This is a genomic window from Paenibacillus sp. FSL R5-192 (assembly GCF_000517845.1).
Classification (GTDB): Bacteria; Bacillota; Bacilli; order Paenibacillales; family Paenibacillaceae; genus Paenibacillus; species Paenibacillus amylolyticus.
Genome location: NZ_ASPR01000014.1, coordinates 175,921 through 197,423, shown reverse-complemented (window position 1 = coordinate 197,423; position 21,503 = coordinate 175,921). Strand labels below are relative to the sequence as shown.

16 protein-coding genes are annotated in these 21,503 nt (G+C 45.8%); 3 read left to right on the top strand and 13 right to left on the bottom strand.

Annotation, left to right across the window (positions count from 1 at the left end):
- Nucleotides 1-90 precede the first annotated feature (90 nt).
- From C161_RS09310 to C161_RS09295, 4 genes are all read right to left on the bottom strand, one after another.
- A complete protein-coding gene (locus tag C161_RS09310; protein ID WP_036669851.1) occupies nt 91-2,913 on the bottom strand; it encodes an endo-1,4-beta-xylanase in 2,823 nt (940 codons plus the stop codon).
- Nucleotides 2,914-3,186: 273 nt separating this feature from the next.
- Nucleotides 3,187-4,191 carry a LacI family DNA-binding transcriptional regulator gene (locus C161_RS09305; RefSeq protein WP_017689571.1) on the bottom strand — a complete coding sequence of 335 codons (1,005 nt, stop codon included), beginning with the start codon at nt 4,189-4,191 and terminating at the stop codon, nt 3,187-3,189.
- A 129-nt stretch (nt 4,192-4,320) separates the two neighbouring features.
- Complete coding sequence (locus tag C161_RS09300; RefSeq protein ID WP_036669849.1) at nt 4,321-5,328, bottom strand: globin-coupled sensor protein; 1,008 nt, start codon at nt 5,326-5,328, stop codon at nt 4,321-4,323.
- Nucleotides 5,329-5,571: 243 nt separating this feature from the next.
- Nucleotides 5,572-7,467, bottom strand: coding sequence for a PrkA family serine protein kinase (locus tag C161_RS09295; protein WP_036669848.1), 1,896 nt, complete (start codon nt 7,465-7,467; stop codon nt 5,572-5,574).
- A gap of 362 nt (nt 7,468-7,829) precedes the next feature.
- On the opposite strand from C161_RS09295, the gene C161_RS09285 reads away from it, so the two are divergent.
- On the top strand, nt 7,830-8,675 hold the full coding sequence (locus C161_RS09285; RefSeq protein WP_084650111.1) for a DUF2161 domain-containing phosphodiesterase: 846 nt from the start codon (nt 7,830-7,832) through the stop codon (nt 8,673-8,675).
- A gap of 111 nt (nt 8,676-8,786) precedes the next feature.
- On the opposite strand, the gene C161_RS09280 is transcribed toward C161_RS09285, so the two are convergent.
- The 3 genes from C161_RS09280 to C161_RS09270 form a co-directional block, all read right to left on the bottom strand.
- Nucleotides 8,787-9,413: an FMN-dependent NADH-azoreductase gene (locus tag C161_RS09280; RefSeq protein ID WP_036610012.1), complete on the bottom strand. Its 627-nt coding sequence runs from the start codon at nt 9,411-9,413 to the stop codon at nt 8,787-8,789.
- 190 nt (nt 9,414-9,603) lie between these two features.
- Complete coding sequence (locus tag C161_RS09275) at nt 9,604-10,827, bottom strand: aminotransferase-like domain-containing protein (protein WP_036610015.1); 1,224 nt, start codon at nt 10,825-10,827, stop codon at nt 9,604-9,606.
- A 136-nt stretch (nt 10,828-10,963) separates the two neighbouring features.
- The gene (locus C161_RS09270; protein ID WP_017689577.1) at nt 10,964-11,620 is read right to left on the bottom strand and encodes a response regulator transcription factor; all 657 of its coding nucleotides are present in this window, start codon (nt 11,618-11,620) and stop codon (nt 10,964-10,966) included.
- Between the two features lie 439 nt (nt 11,621-12,059).
- Between C161_RS09270 and C161_RS09265 the strand changes: the two genes are divergently transcribed.
- Both C161_RS09265 and C161_RS09260 read left to right on the top strand, forming a co-directional pair.
- Nucleotides 12,060-12,470: a uroporphyrinogen-III C-methyltransferase gene (locus C161_RS09265; protein WP_017689578.1), complete on the top strand. Its 411-nt coding sequence runs from the start codon at nt 12,060-12,062 to the stop codon at nt 12,468-12,470.
- Nucleotides 12,467-13,531, top strand: a complete 1,065-nt coding sequence (locus C161_RS09260) for a phosphodiester glycosidase family protein (protein ID WP_036669840.1) — start codon at nt 12,467-12,469, stop codon at nt 13,529-13,531. Before C161_RS09265 ends, C161_RS09260 begins: the two co-directional genes overlap by 4 nt.
- A gap of 298 nt (nt 13,532-13,829) precedes the next feature.
- Here the strand turns inward: C161_RS09260 and C161_RS09255 are convergent, their stop codons facing one another.
- The 6 genes from C161_RS09255 to C161_RS09230 all read right to left on the bottom strand — a co-directional run bounded on the left by C161_RS09255 (nt 13,830) and on the right by C161_RS09230 (nt 21,494).
- Nucleotides 13,830-14,846, bottom strand: coding sequence for a LacI family DNA-binding transcriptional regulator (locus C161_RS09255; protein ID WP_036670976.1), 1,017 nt, complete (start codon nt 14,844-14,846; stop codon nt 13,830-13,832).
- 77 nt (nt 14,847-14,923) lie between these two features.
- Nucleotides 14,924-17,089, bottom strand: coding sequence for a beta-glucosidase BglX (gene bglX / locus C161_RS09250; RefSeq protein WP_036669837.1), 2,166 nt, complete (start codon nt 17,087-17,089; stop codon nt 14,924-14,926).
- A 98-nt stretch (nt 17,090-17,187) separates the two neighbouring features.
- On the bottom strand, nt 17,188-18,783 hold the full coding sequence (locus C161_RS09245; RefSeq protein WP_036669835.1) for an ABC transporter substrate-binding protein: 1,596 nt from the start codon (nt 18,781-18,783) through the stop codon (nt 17,188-17,190).
- A gap of 54 nt (nt 18,784-18,837) precedes the next feature.
- Nucleotides 18,838-19,740: a carbohydrate ABC transporter permease gene (locus C161_RS09240; protein ID WP_036610027.1), complete on the bottom strand. Its 903-nt coding sequence runs from the start codon at nt 19,738-19,740 to the stop codon at nt 18,838-18,840.
- 18 nt (nt 19,741-19,758) lie between these two features.
- Nucleotides 19,759-20,718, bottom strand: coding sequence for an ABC transporter permease (locus C161_RS09235; RefSeq protein WP_017689585.1), 960 nt, complete (start codon nt 20,716-20,718; stop codon nt 19,759-19,761).
- A gap of 11 nt (nt 20,719-20,729) precedes the next feature.
- A complete protein-coding gene (locus C161_RS09230) occupies nt 20,730-21,494 on the bottom strand; it encodes an alpha/beta hydrolase (RefSeq protein ID WP_036669834.1) in 765 nt (254 codons plus the stop codon).
- Nucleotides 21,495-21,503: the final 9 nt, after the last annotated feature.

Below are 21,503 nucleotides of genomic sequence, written 5' to 3'. Positions count from 1 at the left end.
AACGTCCCAGCCTTTAAAATCAACACTTATTTCCAGATATACAATGTTGAATAACTAACATTCTCATATTCTAATTCACAACTAAATATTCTATTTACGAGTCAGTAACAGACTGCCAAAACCGGAAGTATCTTGATAAGAATTACCTGATGAATCACTCCAGATGGACACACTGCTTCGCTTGCCATCTCCCGCGCCATCATCATTAACTTGAAGATCAAACCCAATCCATCGTTGCCCTTCAGCACGAACGCTGTCTAGTGGGATTGCCACTTCAACTGTATACCCTCCGCTTGTTAATCGGGTAGCTGATTTGAAACTTTCTTTCCGTGCATTTCCACCAAAAGAAGCCTCATTATCAAAATTGACCCGGTACTGGGCGTCATCCTCCTGATAGAATGTTGTCTGATCTTTGCTCGGGTCGATAAAAATCTCGATTGAATCCTGCTCATGTGCATTAGAACTTAATTTGCTTCGCAAAGGATCTTTCACATCTGCTAATACATACAGGTATTTCTCATCCCATAACAGCTGTGCAGTCGCCGTTGCACCGGCGTTTCCGACCACCCAGACATCCGTTTTAACAGATGCAGCCTTTTTCCAGACGTTATCCTTTTTTGCATCAATGACAGGTTTGCCATAAGTGACCTTGGTTTGTTTCAAGACAGCACCGAGCTTCAGTTTGCCCCGGTTGGCTGGTTTGTCGGGCTGTTGATTGGAAATATCATTCCAAACAATGGTCGCTGTCTTTCCAGCAGCATGTTCATCCGTAATCCGAAAATCCAGAGACAAGACCTGGCCTTCGGTAAGTAAAGCAGCTGACATAGGCAGTGATGCGTATACAACATACCCGGTTTTTGTCTCCTGTACGTTGTAAGTATTTTTATCTTTGCCTTTACCGCCATCCCGTTTAAATGTATATTGACCATTTGCAGACGGCGGATTTTTCTTCTTGGCAGACAGATCAGCTTCAGAAGTTGCAGCGCCTGTCCCCTTGACTTCTTCCGCGAGGAAAACCTGCACCTGATCCCCTTTGCGATGTGTGGTATCCTTCACTTCCACTCGTAAATTCACCTTTTTGGCATCCCACATCATACGAGCCTCACCCGTAACCGCAGATGAACCATCTGCCAGATGATTAATTTCGAGTCCTTTCACAGCACCCCAAAGAATATCTTCCTGTCCTTTGTGATTCGGGAAAGAAGGGCTGGCCTTCAATGCTGTCCATTCATTGCGATAGATCGGAAGAGTCGTAGGGTCCACCAGTGCCCAAAATGCCGGCTTTGCTTTTAATTTACGATCAAATAACAATGGTGCATCTTTGCGTCCTTTGACTGGATGATTGTCAAGCCATGTACCATCATCCGCAAGTCCCCAGACTGTAACACTGTCCATTACGCCGCGTTTTCCCAATTCGTCGAACAGGTCGAACAGTTCACGATAACGGTAAGCTTGTTGCAGCATTAATTCATCTGTGACAGGCATCTCCAGTTCAGAATTACTCGAATAGATCGAAACGTCCAGCTCTGTAACCTGTACATTTACACCAAGAGCGATCACTTTCTCAAAAGCCTCACGAATGAGCTTTACATCCGGTCCGTACATGGATACATGCATCTGGAATCCAACTGCATCAATCGGTGTTCCTTTGGCAAGCAGCTTCTCTACAAGCTTCACCATATCATTCACCTTGTTTCCATTGCCCTCCATTCCATAGTCATTAATCACCAGTACAGCATCGGGGTCAGCCTCACGTGCATAACGGAAAGCCAGCTCAATGTAATCACTGTCATCTCCGTCGCCATCTACATCCCCAATAATATCTCTCCACTTGGAATTACTGGCCTCATTCCGCAAGCCGCCTCCGTCTGAGATGACTTCATTGACGACATCCCATGTATGAACCTTTCCTTTGTACCGGGTCACGATGGTTTGAATATGGGTTTTCATCCGCGCAAGCAACTGTTCCCGCGTGGCAGGTTTCGATGCATCATTCGGATCTGTAAAGAACCAATTCGGCACCTGACTATGCCATAACAGCGTATGACCTCTGATTTCCATGTCATTTGCTTCGGCAAACTTCACCAGGCGATCTGTCTCTGACCAGACAAACTCTCCTTCCTTAGGCTGCATCGCATCCATTTTCATAAAATTGTCCGCTGTAATACTATTAAAGTGTTTCGTCAACAACTGGGAATGCTGGTTTTCCGCGTCTAGTGCAGACTGGTTGATGGCAGCTCCCATTGCGTAATTTTGTCCCACGATATCGACCAGATTCGGAATATCCTTCTCAATTTCAATTTTCTGAGCAGCCGTAATCAGAACATCATCCACGTAAAATGAAATCGTATCTGCCGGCGTCACTTCCGCTGACGTCTTCCATGGTGTCTCCACATACATGCGGAATCCGGTGATGCCACTATTTTCTTCGGGAATCACCACATCGGCCTCGACTTTTTTCCACTGTCCTTTGTTCAAGGTAGCGGAGGCAAAGGTAGCATATTCAAGACTCGAAGCGTCTTTATTGTATTCTTTCTCGAGTGCACCGTTAAGGACCTGACTGTCCGGCCCTTCATCGTACATGGCCCAAAATGAAATATGAACTGTGCTGCCCTTCTGTACATGATCCAGCACTTCAACTAAGGGTCCATGGAACGTTTCGGTACGTGAAGAGGTTCTCAGGCTGCGTGTACTGTCATGACCTACTTGCGTTACGATATCAAGCTTTTCACTTGCACGTGGACGCCATTGTCCCAACACACCATCTTCAAAATCAGCCTTGAACAGTACTTCATCATCGCCAGTCTTAACGTCCGCTGCCGAAGCACGTGTCCCTCCTGTTCCCACACTTGGGAACAAACTGAAGATCAATACAGCCGACAAGCACAAGCTCCACCATTTTCTCAAATGCATCCGATCTCCTCCTTGGTTCGTTGTTTGTGAAGAATAACCTTTGCTCTGCCATGTGCCAGCCCTTTACAAGATCGTTATACAGGATGGATAGATGCAAATGGACAGAAAATTGTAAGCACTTTCATTATACGATTGCCAGTAAACTTTGTTTACCCGTTAAACTATAGGACTTGCACCACTCCATAAACCATATGTTTCCAAATGAGATGTATAAAGACAAAAAGCACAGCTTATTAGCTGTGCTTCGTGTAAACATCTTTACTATTTGCGTTTCTAAGCTTTTAAAGGTGCTGTCGTCTGACGGATGACCAGATTGGAAGGTTCCGTCACCACAGGGGGAGAATAAGATGGATTCTCAATCATGGCAATCAGATATTCGATGGACTTAATGCCAATGGAATAGATATTCTGATTCACCGTGGTCAACCCCGGTTTGAATACCTCAGCATAATACGTGTTATCGAACCCGACAACCGAGATATCTTCTGGTACACTCAGTCCATGCTTTTCAATTTCATGAATCGCACCAAAGGCAGACATGTCTGATGCACAGACAATTCCCGTTGGTTGATCCTGAAGTGCCAGCAATCGTCGGGCAGCCTTGCTTCCCCCGTCGAAGGAATAATCGCAGATCTCCAGATATACCGTAGAATACGGGATGCCGCATTCTCGCAGCCCTTCCCGATATCCTTCCAATCGCAGATTGGCTACAGCAGGTCCAAGTGTCCCTGAGATATAGGCAATTTTGCGGTGCCCAAGCTCATGCAGATGTTTGACACCCATCGAGATCCCGTTCGCGTTATCCGTAGTAATGTAACCGGCACGTTTGCCCAACATGTCCGTATCAACAAACATCGTTGGAATCTCTGCATCCACCAGTTCCTGAATACTCGCGTTTTCTCTGCCTTCCCCGAATACCACAACGCCATCCACATTACGACTGCGGCAATGTTTGATGAACGAGTACGCCGGATCATCGAATCGAGTAGACAACCGGACCAGGTCATATCCACTGTTCTCCAGCGCTGTCTTGATCCCTTCCAGCAACTCCGACACAAAAGGGTTCGTAAACGGAACTGTTAACAGTACTCCCACCGTCCATGAACGGCGTTTGACAAGTCCACGTGCGACCACATTGGGTTGATATTTCAATAATTCGATGGCTATATTGACTTTTTTGCGTGTTTTTTCACTTACATCAGGATAATCGTTTATCACTTTGGAAACGGTTGCAACAGATACTCCCGCTTCCTTGGCTACATCATGGATAGAAGCCATCTGATCACCTCAACCTCTTTCGAATCCCCTGTCTCCGGCTGCATTTTCTATAACATCGGCAGGTTTGTCTACCCATTATAGCTTAAAACAGCCTGAAACGGTATGGAAGGTTCCTAATGCTTTTAAGCTCTATTCCTGCTGTTCCAGATTCTTCAAATCCAGAGACAGTTTCTCCATTGTTGTTGCAAATACAGCGAGTTCAGCCGAGCGTGAAGCTTGGCTACGTGCTCCGCGAGACGTATGATCCGACTCCTGTTGCACACTGCTCAGTTTCTTCATGATCTTCTCCAGATTAGACTGAATCTTACCCTGTGCATCCCGGGAACTGGCTGCAAGCTTGCGCACCTCACTGGCAACTACTTCGAAGCCACGTCCAAACTCTCCTGCATGAGCAGCTTCAATCGCTGCATTCAGGCCGACAAGATGACTCTGATCCGATATCTCGCGAATGAGTTCACCCATTTTTCCGATCTGCTGGATCTCTCCTGTTAATTCGGTAAGCATAACCTGAGCCTGATCCTGAGAAGCCGCTGTTTCTTTGGCAACATTCGATATAGCCATTGCACTTTCATTTAATTCACTAATCATGCCTGTAAGCTCTTGGGTAATCTGCGTAATTGCCTGTAATGTATGTTGTTGGTCATCGGCAAGCTGATGTAACTTTTCTTTTTCTTTCTTCTCATAGGCTTCAAGGACAAGCTGTGAATCCAGATTAAACATTTTGCTGAGCGCCTGAATGACAAGATGCCAGGAATCAGGGATAACCTGTTGGAATATGCTCGTTGCAATATCCAGGTAGACCATATAGGTACCCAGATAATAATCTTCAGACAGACCAATCCGTGAATGCACAAGTCCAATCGCAATCCGTTGCTCAATATATGCGTCATCCACGATTCCATCCGTCATTGATAACCAGTACATCTTCTGTGTTTCTTTTAGACGATCAATGGTAGAGAATCGAGCGATCAGATCTACCAATTCAGGATAATTCCCCACATGATTGTAGAAATGATCCACCACTTCATTAACGACTTTTTTAAAAACAGGCCGATGATCGGCAAGCAGTTTTAGATCCCCTGCGGTTAATCCCATGTAATCAAGTTGCTTCTGTCTTGTTGCGGAAATACTGCTCATATCTGGTTCAGTCAGCTCCTTAATAAACACTAAATTACTTTAAATTGTAAATATATGTATTGATTATAGACTAAAATACCTAAATATACATATACCATTAGAACTAATTCTCTTTAAAATTAACCTTATTTGTCAGCTTTTTAGACTAATATGACCTTCATGTAATTAAAAAGGCCCTGACCCTGCTGTGAAGGAGCCTCACAACAGGCATCAGGAGCCTGATCCGGAATGGTTCGTTGCCGATTAGCGATTAAGCAGACTACCCACATAACGTAACAGTTCATTCGCGCTGGCTGCGGTGTATCCATGTTCCTCAATTAAACGTTTAATGACTTCATTCATACGTTTCAATTGTGTTGCATCCGGTGTTTTGGTTGAGGTTGTGATCTTGACAATATCTTTCAGATCGGTGAACAACTTTTTCTCAATCGCTTCACGCAAACGGTCATGGCTGCTGTATTCGAACTTGCGCTCCTTGCGGGAGTATGCCGAGATTCGGATCAGAATCTCTTCTCTGAACGCTTTCTTTGCATTCTCGGAGATCCCGATCTGTTCCTCTATGGATCGCATCAGACGCTCATCCGGGTCCATTTCTTCATCCGTGAGCGGGTCACGCATCTTGGACCAGTTGCAAAATGCTTCAATGTTATCGAGGTAATTCTCGAATAACGTTCTTGCGGATTCCTCGAATGAGTAAACAAATGCTTTCTGCACTTCCTTCTTGGCCAGTTCATCATACTCCTTGCGTGCAAGAGCAATGAAGTTCAGATAACGCTCCCGCTCTTCCTTCGTGATCGAGGCATGTTGGTCCAGACCATCCTTGATCGCCCGCAGAATATCCAGCGCGTTAATGCACTGAAGATTTTGCTTAATCAAAGCACTGGAGATCCGGTTAATGACATACCGTGGATCAATGCCGGACATCCCTTCATCCAGATACTCATTTTGCATCTCGCGCAGATCAGCTTCTTTGTATCCTTCCACTTCTTCACCATCATACATGCGCATTTTTTTAACGAGATCCATGCCTTGTTTCTTCGTTTCCTTCAAGCGGGTAAGTATGGAAAAAATGGCTGCAGTCCGCAGTGCATGCGGTGCAATATGAACATGCTTCATGTCACTTTGCTGAATGAGCTTGGCATAGATTTTCTCTTCCTCGGATACCTTCAAGTTGTACGGAATCGGCATGACAATCATCCGGGATTGCAGTGCCTCATTCTTCTTGTTGGAGATAAAAGACTTATACTCCGATTCATTCGTATGCGCCACAATCATTTCATCCGCACTGATTAAGGCAAAACGTCCCGCTTTGAAATTTCCTTCCTGCGTGAGCGACAGGAGATTCCATAGGAATTTCTCATCACATTTCAACATCTCCTGGAACTCCATTAACCCACGGTTCGCCTTGTTCAACTCCCCATCAAAACGATAGGCACGTGGATCGGATTCGGAACCAAACTCCGTAATGGTGGAGAAGTCGATACTCCCCGTCAGATCGGCAATATCCTGTGATTTCGGATCGGATGGACTGAACGTTCCTATTCCCACGCGATTATCTTCGGAAACAATGACACGTTCCACCGGTACCTTGCTGATATCACCACCATATTCGGTACGGAGTCTCATCTGGCAGGATGGGCAAAGGTTACCCTCAATACGGACTCCAATTTCCTTTTCCACTTCAGGACGAAGCTCCAGCGGAATCAAATGCAGCGGTTCCTCATGCATCGGGCATCCATCAATGGCGTATATGGCACCTTTCTCTGTCCGCGAGAACTGTTCAAGCCCCCGCTTCAGCAGCGTCACCAGCGTCGATTTCCCTCCACTTACAGGACCCATCAGGAGCAAGATCCGCTTCCGTACATCCAGACGGCGTGCAGCCGAGTGAAAGTATTCTTCAACCAACTTTTCAATCGAACGGTCCAGCCCAAAGATCTCCTGTTCAAAAAACTTGTACCGCTTATGCCCACCTACTTCTTCCACCCCAAACGATTCAATCATCTCATACACTCTGGCGTGAGCCGTCATTGCCGGAGTCGGGTCCTCTCTCAGCAGTGCAATATAATCTTCAAATGTTCCGTTCCATGTCAAACGGTCACTCTCTGCCCGATGTTCCGCAACGCGTTCAAAAATATTCATGCTTGGTACCTCCCATGGCTCCTTTAGTGTGATTGTCAACCATTCCGAATGGTATGAAGAAATCAATAGAATTGCGGCTCCTGCTTGAATACCAATCTTGCGGTCCTGTGTTGTCCCGCCACCCTCTGTCCAAACGTCTTGTTTTGTTGTGAAAAGTGTATTACATACCTATGCGGCAATTCGGATAAGTTGACCTCTTTTTTTTCAATCAACCGCTTCGAATTTTGGCTTTTCCCTGTTCTATCAGACATCTTGTGCCTTCAGAAAAAAAAGAACGAATATGATATAATGAGGGTTCTAAATTCAGGAAACCGGACAACACATGGTCAGAGACAGGCCACTTCTGGAAAGGAGCACGGACGATGGCAGTGAAATACGAAACCGAATTATATTCGCCTGTGAAGGCTTTCTTCGAGCAGCGTGGCTTCGACGTCAAGGCGGAAGTCAGACATTGTGACCTCGTCGGAGTCAGATCAGACCAGGACGAACCACTCATTGTGGAGATGAAAAAAACATTTAACCTCTCCCTGTTGCTGCAGGGCATGCAGCGCTTGAAACTTAGCCCGTTCGTGTATCTGGCCGTCGAGCGCAATCGCAGTAAACGCGGAGCCGTGAACCAACGCTGGAGCGAACTGACCGCACTATGCAGACAGCTCGGTCTGGGGCTGCTGACTGTCACATTTTACAAAACCAAAGCTCCCCTGATTGATGTATTGTGCGAGCCCTCCGCCCTGATCCCCCTCACTGGCCCCAATCAGGTTGCCCGTAAAAGCGGTGTTCGGCGGAAACGATTGCTCAAGGAATTCGACGAACGCAGCGGAGACTACAATACGGGAGGCAGCACACGAAGACAGCTGGTCACAGCATATCGTGAGAAGGCTTTGCGTGTCGCATCCGCTCTACGGACGAACGGAGAAGCCTCTCCGGCCAACCTTGCCAGACAGACAGGCGTAGGTTCTGCCGCAGCAATTCTGCAAAAAAATTATTATGGCTGGTTTGAACGCCTCTCCCGTGGAAAGTATATTCTGACGATTAAGGGAGTACAGGCGTTAACCGAGCATGCACACATGCTTGAGGATAATGATATGATTGAACGAACCATTAATGAACTCGATGTAACGTATTCTGTATCTGGTGAAAATAAGGACGACCTTGCACACATTGCTGAAGCAGCGGAGCAGTACTTAAAAAATACAGGCCATATCTGATATGGAATCACTCGAAGTAAGTGATATGAAAAATAAGAATGCAAAAAAAACACCTGTAATCTCCACTGGAGACTACAGGTGTTTTGATGTGTTCTATATAGAAGATTGTTATTAGAATTTTACTGCTACTTCGGAAGCCAATTTCAGACCTGCAGTAACGATTTCTTCAGCACGATCAGCAGAAGCGTTATGTCCTTCAACGATAACCACTTCAGGGTTTTGAATGCCCCACAAGCCGAGAACTGTTTTCAGGAAGTTCAGGGACATTTCAGCAGCTGCCATTGGGCCTTCGGAATAAACGCCACCACGTGCGTTAAGCAAAGCTACTTTTTTGTCGCCAGCAAGTCCTACAGGACCTTCAGCAGTGTATTTGAATGTTTTACCAGCTTGGCTCAGGTAAGCAATGTAGTTTACCAATGGAGCTGGAACAGTGAAGTTCCACAGTGGGAATGCAAATACAACTTTGTCAGCTGCCAGGAATTGATCTTGCAATTGTGCTGCAAGTGAAGCTGCTTTTTGCTCGTCAGCTGTCAGTTCAAAACCGTTAGCTGCTTTGTAAGTACCTGTGATAGCAGTGTTACCATAGAATGGGAATTCTGTATTGTAGAGATCCAACTCAGTAACTGTGTCACCTGGGTGGGACTCTTTGTATGCGCTCAAGAATGCATCGTACAATTTAACGCTGACTGCTTGATCTGCAGGACGGTCATTTGCTTTAACAAATAAAATATTAGACATGTTGAATTTTCCCCCGTTAAATAAAATATATGAGTGCTTTTCCTGAACTGGCCACCATTGTAGCTTATATAAAGAAACCAACAACTCATTAATTCATATTATATATAAAAATGTTAGTGGATGCAATAACGTAATCACTTTGGTCATGAACCAATTTTAATTTTTGCTACAAAATCTATTTTGATCTGACTTAGCTACGAGCCGTAAATTCGGAAATGGCTTCACTGATCAGGTTCATGCCAAGTAGCAATTCATCCCGGCCCGGGTGGCTAAAGTTCAATCGGATGTAACGTTGATCCTGTACACCTGTGGAGCATAGTGATCCAGGAAGAAAGGATACACCTTTGGGCAAAGCCGCCTTAAGCAGAGCGCCACTATCCAATCCTTCCGGCAACTGTACCCACAGATACATTCCGCCCTCAGGGATGTTGTACTGACACCCTTTCCAGCCCGGCCTCTTCAACAGTTCAAGCATCAGTTTGAGTCTTGTCTTATACTCCCGATTCAACATCGATAGGTGATCACTCCAACGAAATGGGGAATGGGCAAGCAATTGATACAACAGCCGCTGATTCATCGGACTGGACTGACCATCTGCAATTCGTTTAACCGAGGCCATTGCCTGAATCAGCGCAGGATGCCCAGCGGCCCATCCAGTTCGAAGAGCGGGCGCTACTGTTTTGCTGAATGAACCAATGTAGAGAACATGTCCACCCTGATCGGCAGTATCCAGTGCAAAGAGTGAAGGATATTTACGATAGAATTCCGTTGGCTCAAGCCCATCAAAATGGAGCTCTCCGTATGAATCATCTTCCACAAGCAGTACACCATAGCGCGAACACAGCTCAAGGACAGCCTCCCGCCGCTCCATACTCCACAAAGCACCGGTCGGATTCGAGAAACTGGGTGCAGCAAAAAGCAGCTTCGGTCTAACCTGCTGCATGTGATGCTCCAAAAGGTCTGGCAGTATGCCGTCCCGATCACCCATTACGGGCACAATCTTGGCTCCTTGCATCTCCAGAACCTCAAGACAGCCTGGAGATGTGGGATGTTCAACCAGTACAGAATCTCCTGGCTCAAGCAATAGACGCATCACCAGATCGATGGCCTGCTGGGTACCAGTGGTCAACAGAATCTGCTCGGGTACCGTTCGTATGCCTTTGCGTGCATTCCAGTCTTTGTTCAACCACTCTCTTAGGGGGGTGTAGCCTGCTGGCTCTCCATATTGCAATGCGGAGGGGCCTGAACTAAAGACAGACACCGCTGCTTCTTCCAACAATTTGAAAGGAAACAACTCCTCCGCAGGCAATTCTTCTGCCAGAGAAATGAAATAATCCCTGCCAGACATCTCACGTATATCCCTCAGTGGTGATGACAAAAGCCTGTTGGTACGGGAAGCAAAGAAATATTTCATCGATCCGTTCCCCTTTCATCCCTATTCCGAAACTGTACTCGCAGTCCGCAGCCCTACAACCTATTCCTGCTCGCCATCGAATATGACCGGATGCATATCTAACTGTTGTGATCATGGGAAGAACAGACCTGTTTCGTCAGGATCCCGTCTTCACTTGTCTTGCATGCAAGGCATAACGTTCAATGGCCTGTGCTCTACTGCTCACTTCCAGCTTCACGTATATTTTACGCAGGTAATTATCAATGGAACGTCTGCTAACGTTGATCTCATTCGCTATTTTATCATAGGTTACACCCTGAACAATTCTTTCCATGATAAAAGTTTCGGTTTCTGTTAATTCAATGACACGCGCTTCTGTCGGAGACTCCACAGGTTGCGCCCATTCCGCACTGTTTAACCACGACAATGGAATGGACACATGGCCCTCACGTAATCCAGAGATCAGATGAATCAGCTGGCTAGGGGAAGCCTGTTTGGATAACATGCCACTTGCACCAAGGCTCATCAGATGACGAAACAGCTTCACATTGTCTTCATCCGTCAAAATAATGATGTGACTGTGAGCTGACAGATTCTTCATCTGAGCAATATATTGATCTGCCTGACCCTCCGGAAGACGATAATCCATCAGAATCAGATCAGGCTGGTGAATATTCACCAGATCGAGCCCTTCTGTTCCGGTCGAAGTCATACCACGTACCGTCAGATCTTGCTGCTCTTCCAAAATCAATTTTGTACCGAGCATGCTGGTGGGGTGGATATCTATGATGACCACCTGCCATACTTTTTTCATTGTTGTTCCCCCTGTTATGTATTGGACAAATAACTTTTAAATTCTGTCATGATGATTTCATCGTCTATGCGACAATCCGAGTATAGAAGAAGCATAGGTCGGATTATGTCGAAAAACAGAAAAATACAGGAGGAAGCCGATAAAAAAGCTCTATTTTCACTGTATTTTGTTATAAAAACACCATGACGTCCATCTTCCCATCCCCGGAAAGGTCAAAATATAGTATAAATTTCCTGCATTTCTATCTAAAAAAGTCGAAAAACCTGCCCAAAGTTCCTACTTATTGCATCTATAAGAAATTGTATCCTAGGACTTCCTTCCGATGCAATCTCTTTTTACTCTATTAAGTAAAGAATTTCATTTTTGCGTAATCAATAGGGGCATGATAGAATGAGGACTGGAAATTTTTTTGTACCTATTAATGACCAGGAGTGATGATATGAAACCATCTGCCCCGTCCTCTGACATCCATCACACCCGGAGCGCCAAAGGCAAGGCTGGATCTTCAATCAAGCTGTTTCTGGTAATGTGGATTGTTCTCATTGCACTAGGAGTCGTTGGAACCTACTATTATAGTAACCATCTCCAGCAACAGATGATTAACCAGCTTCAAGCCCATAATCAGCAGCAGATTGCAGCACTAAAAACCGACTACGAAAATCAGCTAACAACGATATCAAAGGAAGTAGAAGACCTGCAGGGACAGGTTCAATCCTTCAATGAATTGCTGACTTTCACCAAGGATAATGCAAGTGACAAAACGGATAACAGCAACAAACTGTATACCCAGCTGAGCGAAGTCAAAAAACAACTGGAGACACTCCAGAAAAAGATGGACCTGCTCAAATGATTACACCCGTCAAACAGGTTAATCGTTTTTTTATGCTTGCACTCGCTCCTTTTGTTGGATTGATATTATGCCTGCTGCTGCTTCGTCCTCCACTTGAACCCGGAGGTTTGATGCCTACCGAACTGTCAGAGGATACGATTACACCCCGGACCCAAGCAATTAGCCAAGAGCTTGCGGGGGCAAAAGATGCTGCTGTCCAGACTTCTTCTTCTATTAAAAGAACGACACAGCTCTATAATAAAACAACTAGTACGATGTCTACACTTGTGCAGAAGGCTTCCACCCAGGCGGATCGTCCGGAAACGATCTACAACAAACGGATTTCATCCAAGCTTGGCGTTCCATTTGAACGGGTAGACAGTGACCGGCTAACGATTGAAATGTACAGAGTGAATCCTGGCAGCTATAAGGGCTATGCCATGAAGATCAAGCTAAAAGACCCTACAGCCATGCAGATGGCTCTAGACAGTGAACCTGGGCGTTCTGAGACGACCATGCAGGCTGTAAAGCGTAACGGCGCAATTGCCGGGATTAACGCAGGTGGATTTGCTGACAGTGGCGGCAAACGTTATCCACTTAGCACAACCGTCATGGACGGGAAATACGTGAATGGTTTCCAGGCCAGTTTCAAAGATCTGTTTTTTGTAGGACTTAACGATGCCGGTAAACTGGTCGGAGGTAAGTTCTCCGACAAAAACTCACTGGATCGCCTGCAACCGCAATTCGGGGCTACGTTTGTTCCGGTGCTGCTACAGAATGGGCGTAAAACCACAATTCCTGCCAAATGGAAAGTATCACCCAAACGAGCACCACGTACAGTCATTGGCAATTATAAGGATGATCAGTTATTGATTATTGTAGTTGACGGATATAATGAGGGCGGAAGTTCCGGTGCTACCCTTGAAGAGTTGCAAGGGCGGTTGTACAAGCTTGGGGTGATTGACGCCTATAATCTGGATGGCGGTGGATCATCCTCGCTTATTCTGAATAATCGGGTTGTGAATAACCCTTCAGATGGCAGCCTCAGACCAGTGCCCACACACTTTTTATTTTACAAATAATAGGGTGAAGCATTTCTTTTCTACCTATAATGGTTATAATAGAAGAAAATGAGCTTGTGCAGGAGGTGCGAAGGGCATGTCATTTTCACTGACATTCTGGATTATTGCAATCGTATTGACTCTCTTCATTACAGGCATTCTCACTTCATCCTACAACAATGACAAAACAAAAGGCTTGTAAAGGCCAAGCCTCTCTCCGGAGAGGCTTTTTCTATTGCTTCATCCTCGAAATAACAAGAGACAAGGCTTAAAAGAATGATTCGATTCTTCTAAGCCTTGTCTCTTGCTGTATTCGGGATCAATAGCTAACCACCCGGTCATTCCGCATAGATATAACAGAATCAGACGAAATAGGCCCACTCACCGACCCACCCTCAACTAATGTCACATAAATTCGTTCATGATCAACGGGTTCTCCAGCAATAATTTTGATCAATTGTTCAGCGGCGAGTGATCCCCACTTGCGCTTGGAATAATCAATGCTTGCCAATCTCGGCTGGACGTATTTGCTCAATTGAATATTGTCGAATCCGATGACATCAATCTCCTGACCAACGCCAAGTGCACTGTCTGCCAGACGATCACATAAGCCAATAGCCATCTCATCATTGAGGCAGAATACCGCTGCGGGTCCATCATACACCTGTACAATCTGATCTGCGGCTTGTTCTCCACCACTCTTCTCAAAATCTCCCGTGATCTCAATCCATTCCACATCGGCTTCACGTTCCGCAACCTGTCTCACAGCCTTTAACCGCTGCACAGAGTCAAACGAACCTTCCGGTCCTGTCACCACGTAGATTTTCTTATGTCCCTGTTCAATAAGATGTTCCATCGCAAGTGTCGCCCCGGCTTTGTTATCCAGCAGAACCTGATTAATGTTGGGATGATCCATCTCACGGTCCAATACAACGATTTTGTGCCCACGATCGGCATACTGCATTAGTTCCTCACTTGCAAACGTATGATCCAGAATGATCGCACCATCAATCATTCTCTCTGGAAGCATGCGATGGGATTGTTTACCACTGCACACGATCAGGTCATAGCCTTGAGCATTACATACGGCTTTCATGCCACTCAGCAAGTCTCCATACACATCTCCTCTAAAATCGGTCAAGAATACACCTAGAATTTTGGATTCCCTCTTCTTCAGTGTTCTTGCTGCGGCATTTGGAACATAGTTCAGTTCTTTGGCAATGGCCAAAATTTTGGAACTCGTCTCATCGGTCACTTTGTTGCTGCCATTCAGCGCATATGACACAGTAGAGATGGAAACTCCCGCCTGTTTGGCGATATCCTTGATACTGACCACATTCTTCGCTCCCCTGTTATGTTTATCAGGCCCTTCATAGTGAAAGGCCTGACACATTACTCTTTCCATCCCCCGGATTAAACGAGTCTGAATGATTTCTTCTGGGTATCCCGACTGTTTGCACCAACAAGAATATGGAACTCGCCTCGATCACTGCGGTAGCTTAAGTCAGAATGGTGATAACGAAGCTGTTCTTCATTTAACGTAAACGTGGCTGTACCACTCTCGCCTGGCGCCAGTGCAAGTTTCACATATCCTTTCAGCTCACGCATAGGACGAACGACTTCACCCGTTACATCACGAACGTACAACTGAACGGTCTCTACGCCTGCGCGCTCACCCGTGTTTGTTACACGTACTTGAATGCTCAGGGACTCTTCGGCAGTCATCTCGTTACTTGACACTTCAAGATCACCATAAGAGAACGAAGTGTATGAGAGACCATAACCGAACGGAAGCAAAGGTTCATTCGGGCTGTCAATGTATTTGGATACGTAACGTTCTTCCGTCTTCTCCGGGTTCAGTGGACGACCTGTATTGAAATGGTTGTAATAGACCGGAATCTGACCTACGGACTGCGGGAAAGACATCGTCAGACGTGCAGATGGATTCACTACACCTGTCAGAACATCTGCGATCGCTGCTCCGCCTTCACTACCTGGGAACCAGGCTTCAAGAACGGCATCCGATTCATCGATTACACCATGCAGATCCAATGGACGGCCGTTGAAAATAACGCTGGCAATAGGTTTTCCCGCTGCTTTGAGCTGTTTGACCAATTCCAATTGGGCTGCTGGCAGACGAATATCCGTGCGCGAGCCACCTTCTCCACTCATCTCGGAGTCTTCACCAAGAGCAAGGACAATCAAGTCTGCTTTGCTTGCCACTTCCAGGGCTTCGGCAATCTGCTCAGCTGTAATCGTATGAACATTACTGCCTTGAGCAAATTGAACTTTCCCACCCGTCAGGCGTTCTTGCAGAGCTGTTCCCAACTTAACTGCATCTTCCTTAACTCCTTCGCAGGACCACCAGCCCAGAATATCAGGACTCTGTGCAAAAGGACCAATAAGGGCAACATTAGCGTCAGGTTGAAGTGGAAGCACGCTCTCATCATTCTTCAACAGGACAGCTGATTTCGTTGCCAGTTCATACGATACCTGACGGTGCTCTTTGGAGAATACAATCTCACGTTCACGTTCAGGATCAGCTGCACGAAGTGGGTTATCGAACAATCCCAGCTTTTCTTTCAGTTGCAGAATTCGCAGAACGGCTTCATCAATGAGCTTCTCATCCACTTCACCACTCTCAATCAGTTCAGGCAAATGATGTACATAACAAGGTGTCATCATCTCCATATCTACTCCTGCGCGAATGGCACGATATGCCGCTTCACGATCATCTTCTGCAGCACCATGCGCAATCATCTCGCGAATGGAAGCCCAATCCGAGATTAACACACCATCAAAGCCCCACTCGTCACGCAAAATACCGCGCATTAACTTCTCATTGCCACTTGCCGGAATACCGTCAACCGTATTGAACGAAGTCATGACCATCTCCACGCCCGCATCCAACGCTGCTTTGTACGCTGGCAAATAATACTCACGCAGGTTACGCTCAGACATGTCCACCGTATTGTAATCCCGACCACCCTCAGCCGCTCCATATGCCGCAAAGTGTTTAACACAGGCTGCAAGACGATCTGGCTCATCCTTCAAGCTGTCGCCCTGATATCCACGTACAAACGCAGCCGCGAACAAACTGTTCAGATAAGGATCTTCTCCTGTCGTTTCCATCACACGGCCCCAGCGCGGGTCACGAACCAGATCCACCATCGGTGCAAAGGTAACATGCAAACCGGATACAGCTGATTCACGTGCTGCAATTTCAGCACTTTTCTCAGCCAGTTCTGTGTCCCATGAACAACCGATCGCGAGTGGAATCGGGAAAATGGTTTTGAATCCATGAACTACGTCAGCCATGAACAAAAGCGGAATGCCCAAACGACTTTTTTTCATATAAGCTTGCTGTACATCAATGATGGCCTGCGCACCGGACAACCCCAGAATGGACCCACTGGCATCCACGGACTGCTCCGTAATCCCCATCTCTTCCATCGGCCCTGTGATCTGACCTTCAACATTTGTTCCTTCATAAAAGTTGGCAGTCAACTGAAGAAGCTGAGCTGTTTTTTCCTCCAACGTCATCTGTTTTACCAAGTCTAACAACTGCTCGTTATTCATCGGATCGTATCCTCCACTATAAGTTGTTGAAATAAAGAACCCGGCTGCGTTCGGGGAGAGACCGCGCACCGGGTTCAAAATTAATTACTGAATGATTACTAGAATTTATCGTTTAGCTCATCCAGATAAGGTTGAACCAGGGACATTTTACTGTTTACCCATTCTTTCCAGTTTGCCTCTAGATCTCCGTTTTTGAGGATCAAGTTGGCATATTCATTCTGGTAGTCGAATGAAGCCTGACTCTTAGCTTTGGAATCGTACAGGTTGACATCCCAATCGTATGGTGCAAGCGATTTGCCTTCTGTACCAAGTTTTGCTTTTTCTTCGAACAATTTCACGGCTCTATCACGGTAATCTTTTTTGATTGCAGGGTTTACAACACTGAAGTCGTCACCGAGCAGATACAGACCTTCGAAACGTGCTGGATATTTATCTTCCAATACCGTTCCTTCTGGCAACAAGCTAACGAGTTCGTTGTTTTCATCATATTTCCAATCTTTTCCTTCAAAGCCCATGTTGATGAGCAACTGTCCTTCTTTTGTTGCGGAGTAATCGATCAGATCCATGATCCGTTCGAATTTCTCGTCACTGATGTCCGGATTGAAGATCAATGCAGACCAGAAGTTGGCTTGCTCCATGTTACGGTATTTCCCGTCATCGCCTACTACGATTGCTGTGTGTACCAGTTCATCACTATCTACACCCAGATTTTTTTTCATATCGGAATCCAGACCTTGTCTGTAGGAAGCCAGTCCGCCCAGACTTGTTACAGCAGCTGTACCTGTTACTTTGAAGTTGTTTTGACCTTCATTGTTTTTCCATGTGTAGAACTCAGGATTGAGCAATCCGTCTTTATAGGCTTTTTGCATCAATTTAAGTCCTGTCAGCGTTTCAGGATCTGCTGGTCCCCAGTGGAATTGGCCATCTTCACCTTTGTAGAACGGAGAGTCAGTCATGGCATGCACACTGTTTGGCATAATCATGTTTGTCATAGCATCTGCCGCATTGTAGGACAGAGGTACAAGTTTGTTACCCACTTTGCCTGGATCTTTTTCTTTCACTAGCGCAGCATATTCATTCAATTCGGTTGTTGTATAAGCATCTTTCAGTTCAAAACCAACCGCTTCAGCCCAGTCTTTACGAAGCGCAATGACACCAATTTGGTTCGTGAGTGGGTCAGCCGGTTTGTTCTCGAAATAGATTGGTCTAGGCAGGACATATGTTCCACCTGTCAATTCTTCCAACTTGTCTCCAAGACCCGTCAAATTGTAAGCTGCTGCCACGTTAGGCCAGCGTTCTTTCCAGTCATCCGGGAATTTGTAGAATAAACCTTGTTCAATGCTGTTAATGGCATCGCCATGTACGTAGTTCCATACCGCTACATCCGGCAAGTCGCCAGAGTTGATCCACAGACGAAGCTTCTCGCCCCATGAATCCCAATCGATATAGTTGTAGTCCCATGTTAAATTAAATTTGTCTGTCCAGAACTTGTGGAAATCATTATCCAGGTTCCCGTTTTTGATTTCTGTCAGGTTAGCTACAGAGATGGTCAGGTTGTCTTTGTAATTTCCCTCTGCATCTTTTTCGTTACCACCTGAAGCTCCTTGACTGGAACAAGCGGTCACCATCAGCATAACTACACTAAGCGTGATGGCAAAGAGAGCTCTTACTGACAACTTTTTGTTCGTTTTCATGTTTTACCCCCATGTTTTTTTAGTAGAATTTTATTGCAAAATCCTATACGTATATCAGGTCTTGATTGCCCCTGTTAATACCCCTTTGGCAAAGTGTTTTTGCAGCATTGGGAAGAAACACATAATTGGTACCATGGTGACAAATACGGCCGCCATCTTCATACCCATTGAGAAGTTGCTTGCCTGGGCAGCATCCACACTGGATGCATTGGATGCATTCGTCGTAGATGTCACGATAATATTTCGGAGTACATTCTGGAGCGGTAACTGATCCGCTTTTCGAAGGAATATCATCGCATCATACCAACTGTTCCAGTAAGCCACACCGTAGAACAACGTGATTGTAGCCATAATTGGTGTAGCCAGCGGAAGAACAACGGAGAACAAAATTCTCCACTCTCCTGCTCCATCCAGTCTCGCCGATTCCATTAGCGATTCAGGCAAGGTGTAGAAGTAGTTCATCATTAGAATCATGTTAAACGCACTGAAGCTTCCCGCCAGGATAACGGACCACAGCGTACCTGTAAGATGAAGTGATTTCATGATCAGGTACAGTGGTACGATACCACCATTAAAGATCATGGTGAACAGTACCAGGAAAAAGAGAAATTTCTTAAACGGAAATTTGTTGCGACTAAGGCCATATGCCATGCTTGTTGTCAGGAACAAGCTGAGTGGCAAGCCGATAACTAGCAATATAATTGTATTTTTGTACCCCGTCAGAATCGTTCCGTCAGCGAACAATGCCTTGTAGGAATCCAATGTCCATTCTTTAGGGAACATCAAAAATGGATTGTCAGCATATTCTTTTTGTGTTGCAAACGAGATCATGATGACATTCCAGAATGGAATCAGGATCATCAGGGCAAGCACTAGTAATACGGCGAAAATAATGTAATCGAGAAGTGTCATTTTTTCTGTACCAATTCTCGGTTTTTTGTTAGCTTTCTTGCTCATCTCATTTTTCCTCCTCTCTTATCGGAACAATCCGTCTCCGCCAAGCCACTTGGCAAATCTGTCAGCAAGAAGCAGCAAGGCCATATTCACCAGGGAACGGAACAAGCTGACCGCTGTCGAGAATGAGAAATCGGTAGATGACTGGAACGTAATCCGATAGATATATACATCGAGTACTTCCGATACATTTTTGGTAGCGGCATTTGCCAAGTTGAAGATCTGGTCAAACCCGGAAGACATCAATCCACCAACCGAGAGAATAAACATGATTGTGATGGTTGGAAGGATGTTCGGCAAAGTAATTTTGAACATCTGTTGCATACGGGAAGCCCCGTCAATCTGTGCTGATTCATACTGATCCTGATCAATACCGGAAATGGCAGCCAGGAATATAATCGCGCCCCATCCACTTGATTTCCAAATATCAGTCAACAGCAACATGGGTACAAAGTTGGATTCAGACCCCAGGAAGTTAATCGTTGGCAATCCGAGTAATCCGAGCGCGCTATTTACCAGTCCGTCATATGCCAGCACATTGATGACTACCCCGGATACGATGATCCAGGAAAGGAAGTGCGGGAATGTAAGAACGGTTTGGAACAATTTTTTTCCTCTGCGCATCCGCAATTCATTCAGCAACAGCGCCAGAATGATCGGGAACGGGAACTGAATAATCAGTTTCAGAATATTGATGTACAGCGTACGCCATACTGCGTCGATAAAGGTTGGATCACGGAAAACATATTTGAAGTTCTCGAATCCGCTCCATGGACTTCCCCAGATGCCCAGGTTGGCCTTGTAATCTTTGAATGCCAGAGACAGGCCACCCATCGGCATGTAGGCAAACAGAATTAGCCAGACAAGCCCCGGAATAAGCAGGGTGTATGTCATTCGGTGCTTCCAGATTTCAGTCCAGAGCGAATTGCCCTTCACGTTTCCCTTCAGCTTTTTGCTAGGTCCTTCGGCTGCAGGTTTCACATTGCATCTCCTCACTCTACTATGGTCTTGTCGTTGTACAGAAAATCAAACATCGTTCTCAGGTGGTGCTCCCAAAATCTCCATTCATGAGCCCCCGGCGTCTCCACATACCGAAAATCAAAGGCAGTCCCCTGCATGTATCTCGCATAGTCGCGATTCATCTCTACAAAGGGGTCACTATCGCCACAGCAACTGAGGATATCCGGTAAAGGAACACCCTGTTCCAGCAGCTTGGCCGACAGTGCGTAAATATCCTGATCGGCTTTTACCTGTAAACGTTCTCCAAAAACCGCTTTCATTTCCTTGATCATTGTCGCTGGCATATGGGGATCATGAAGCCGTGTCTGGATATCCGTTACGCCAGATAGAGACACTACTTTGCGATATCGCTCTGGATAAGTTAGTCCACATTTCAGTGCACCATATCCACCCATGGATAAACCTGCAACGTATGTTTTCTCCGGATCAGGATTCAGATTGAGCAGACGCTTGCATATTTCAGGTAACTCCTGAGTGATGTAGTGGAAGTAATTCAGGCCGTATTCCATATCGGTGTAATAGCTTCGATTCGCTTCCGGCATAATGATCGTACAGCCATATTGCGCTGCATACATCTCAATTGTGGTTAACCGCTGCCAGGTACTCGCATTATCGCCTGCCCCGTGCAACAGATATAGTGTACCGCCTGAAGTCTCTCCGGAGTCACTGGACACAACATGTATGCTGGTATTCATGCATAAGGTTGGCGATCCAGTTTCGATCGTTATATGTGCCATAAATGTAAC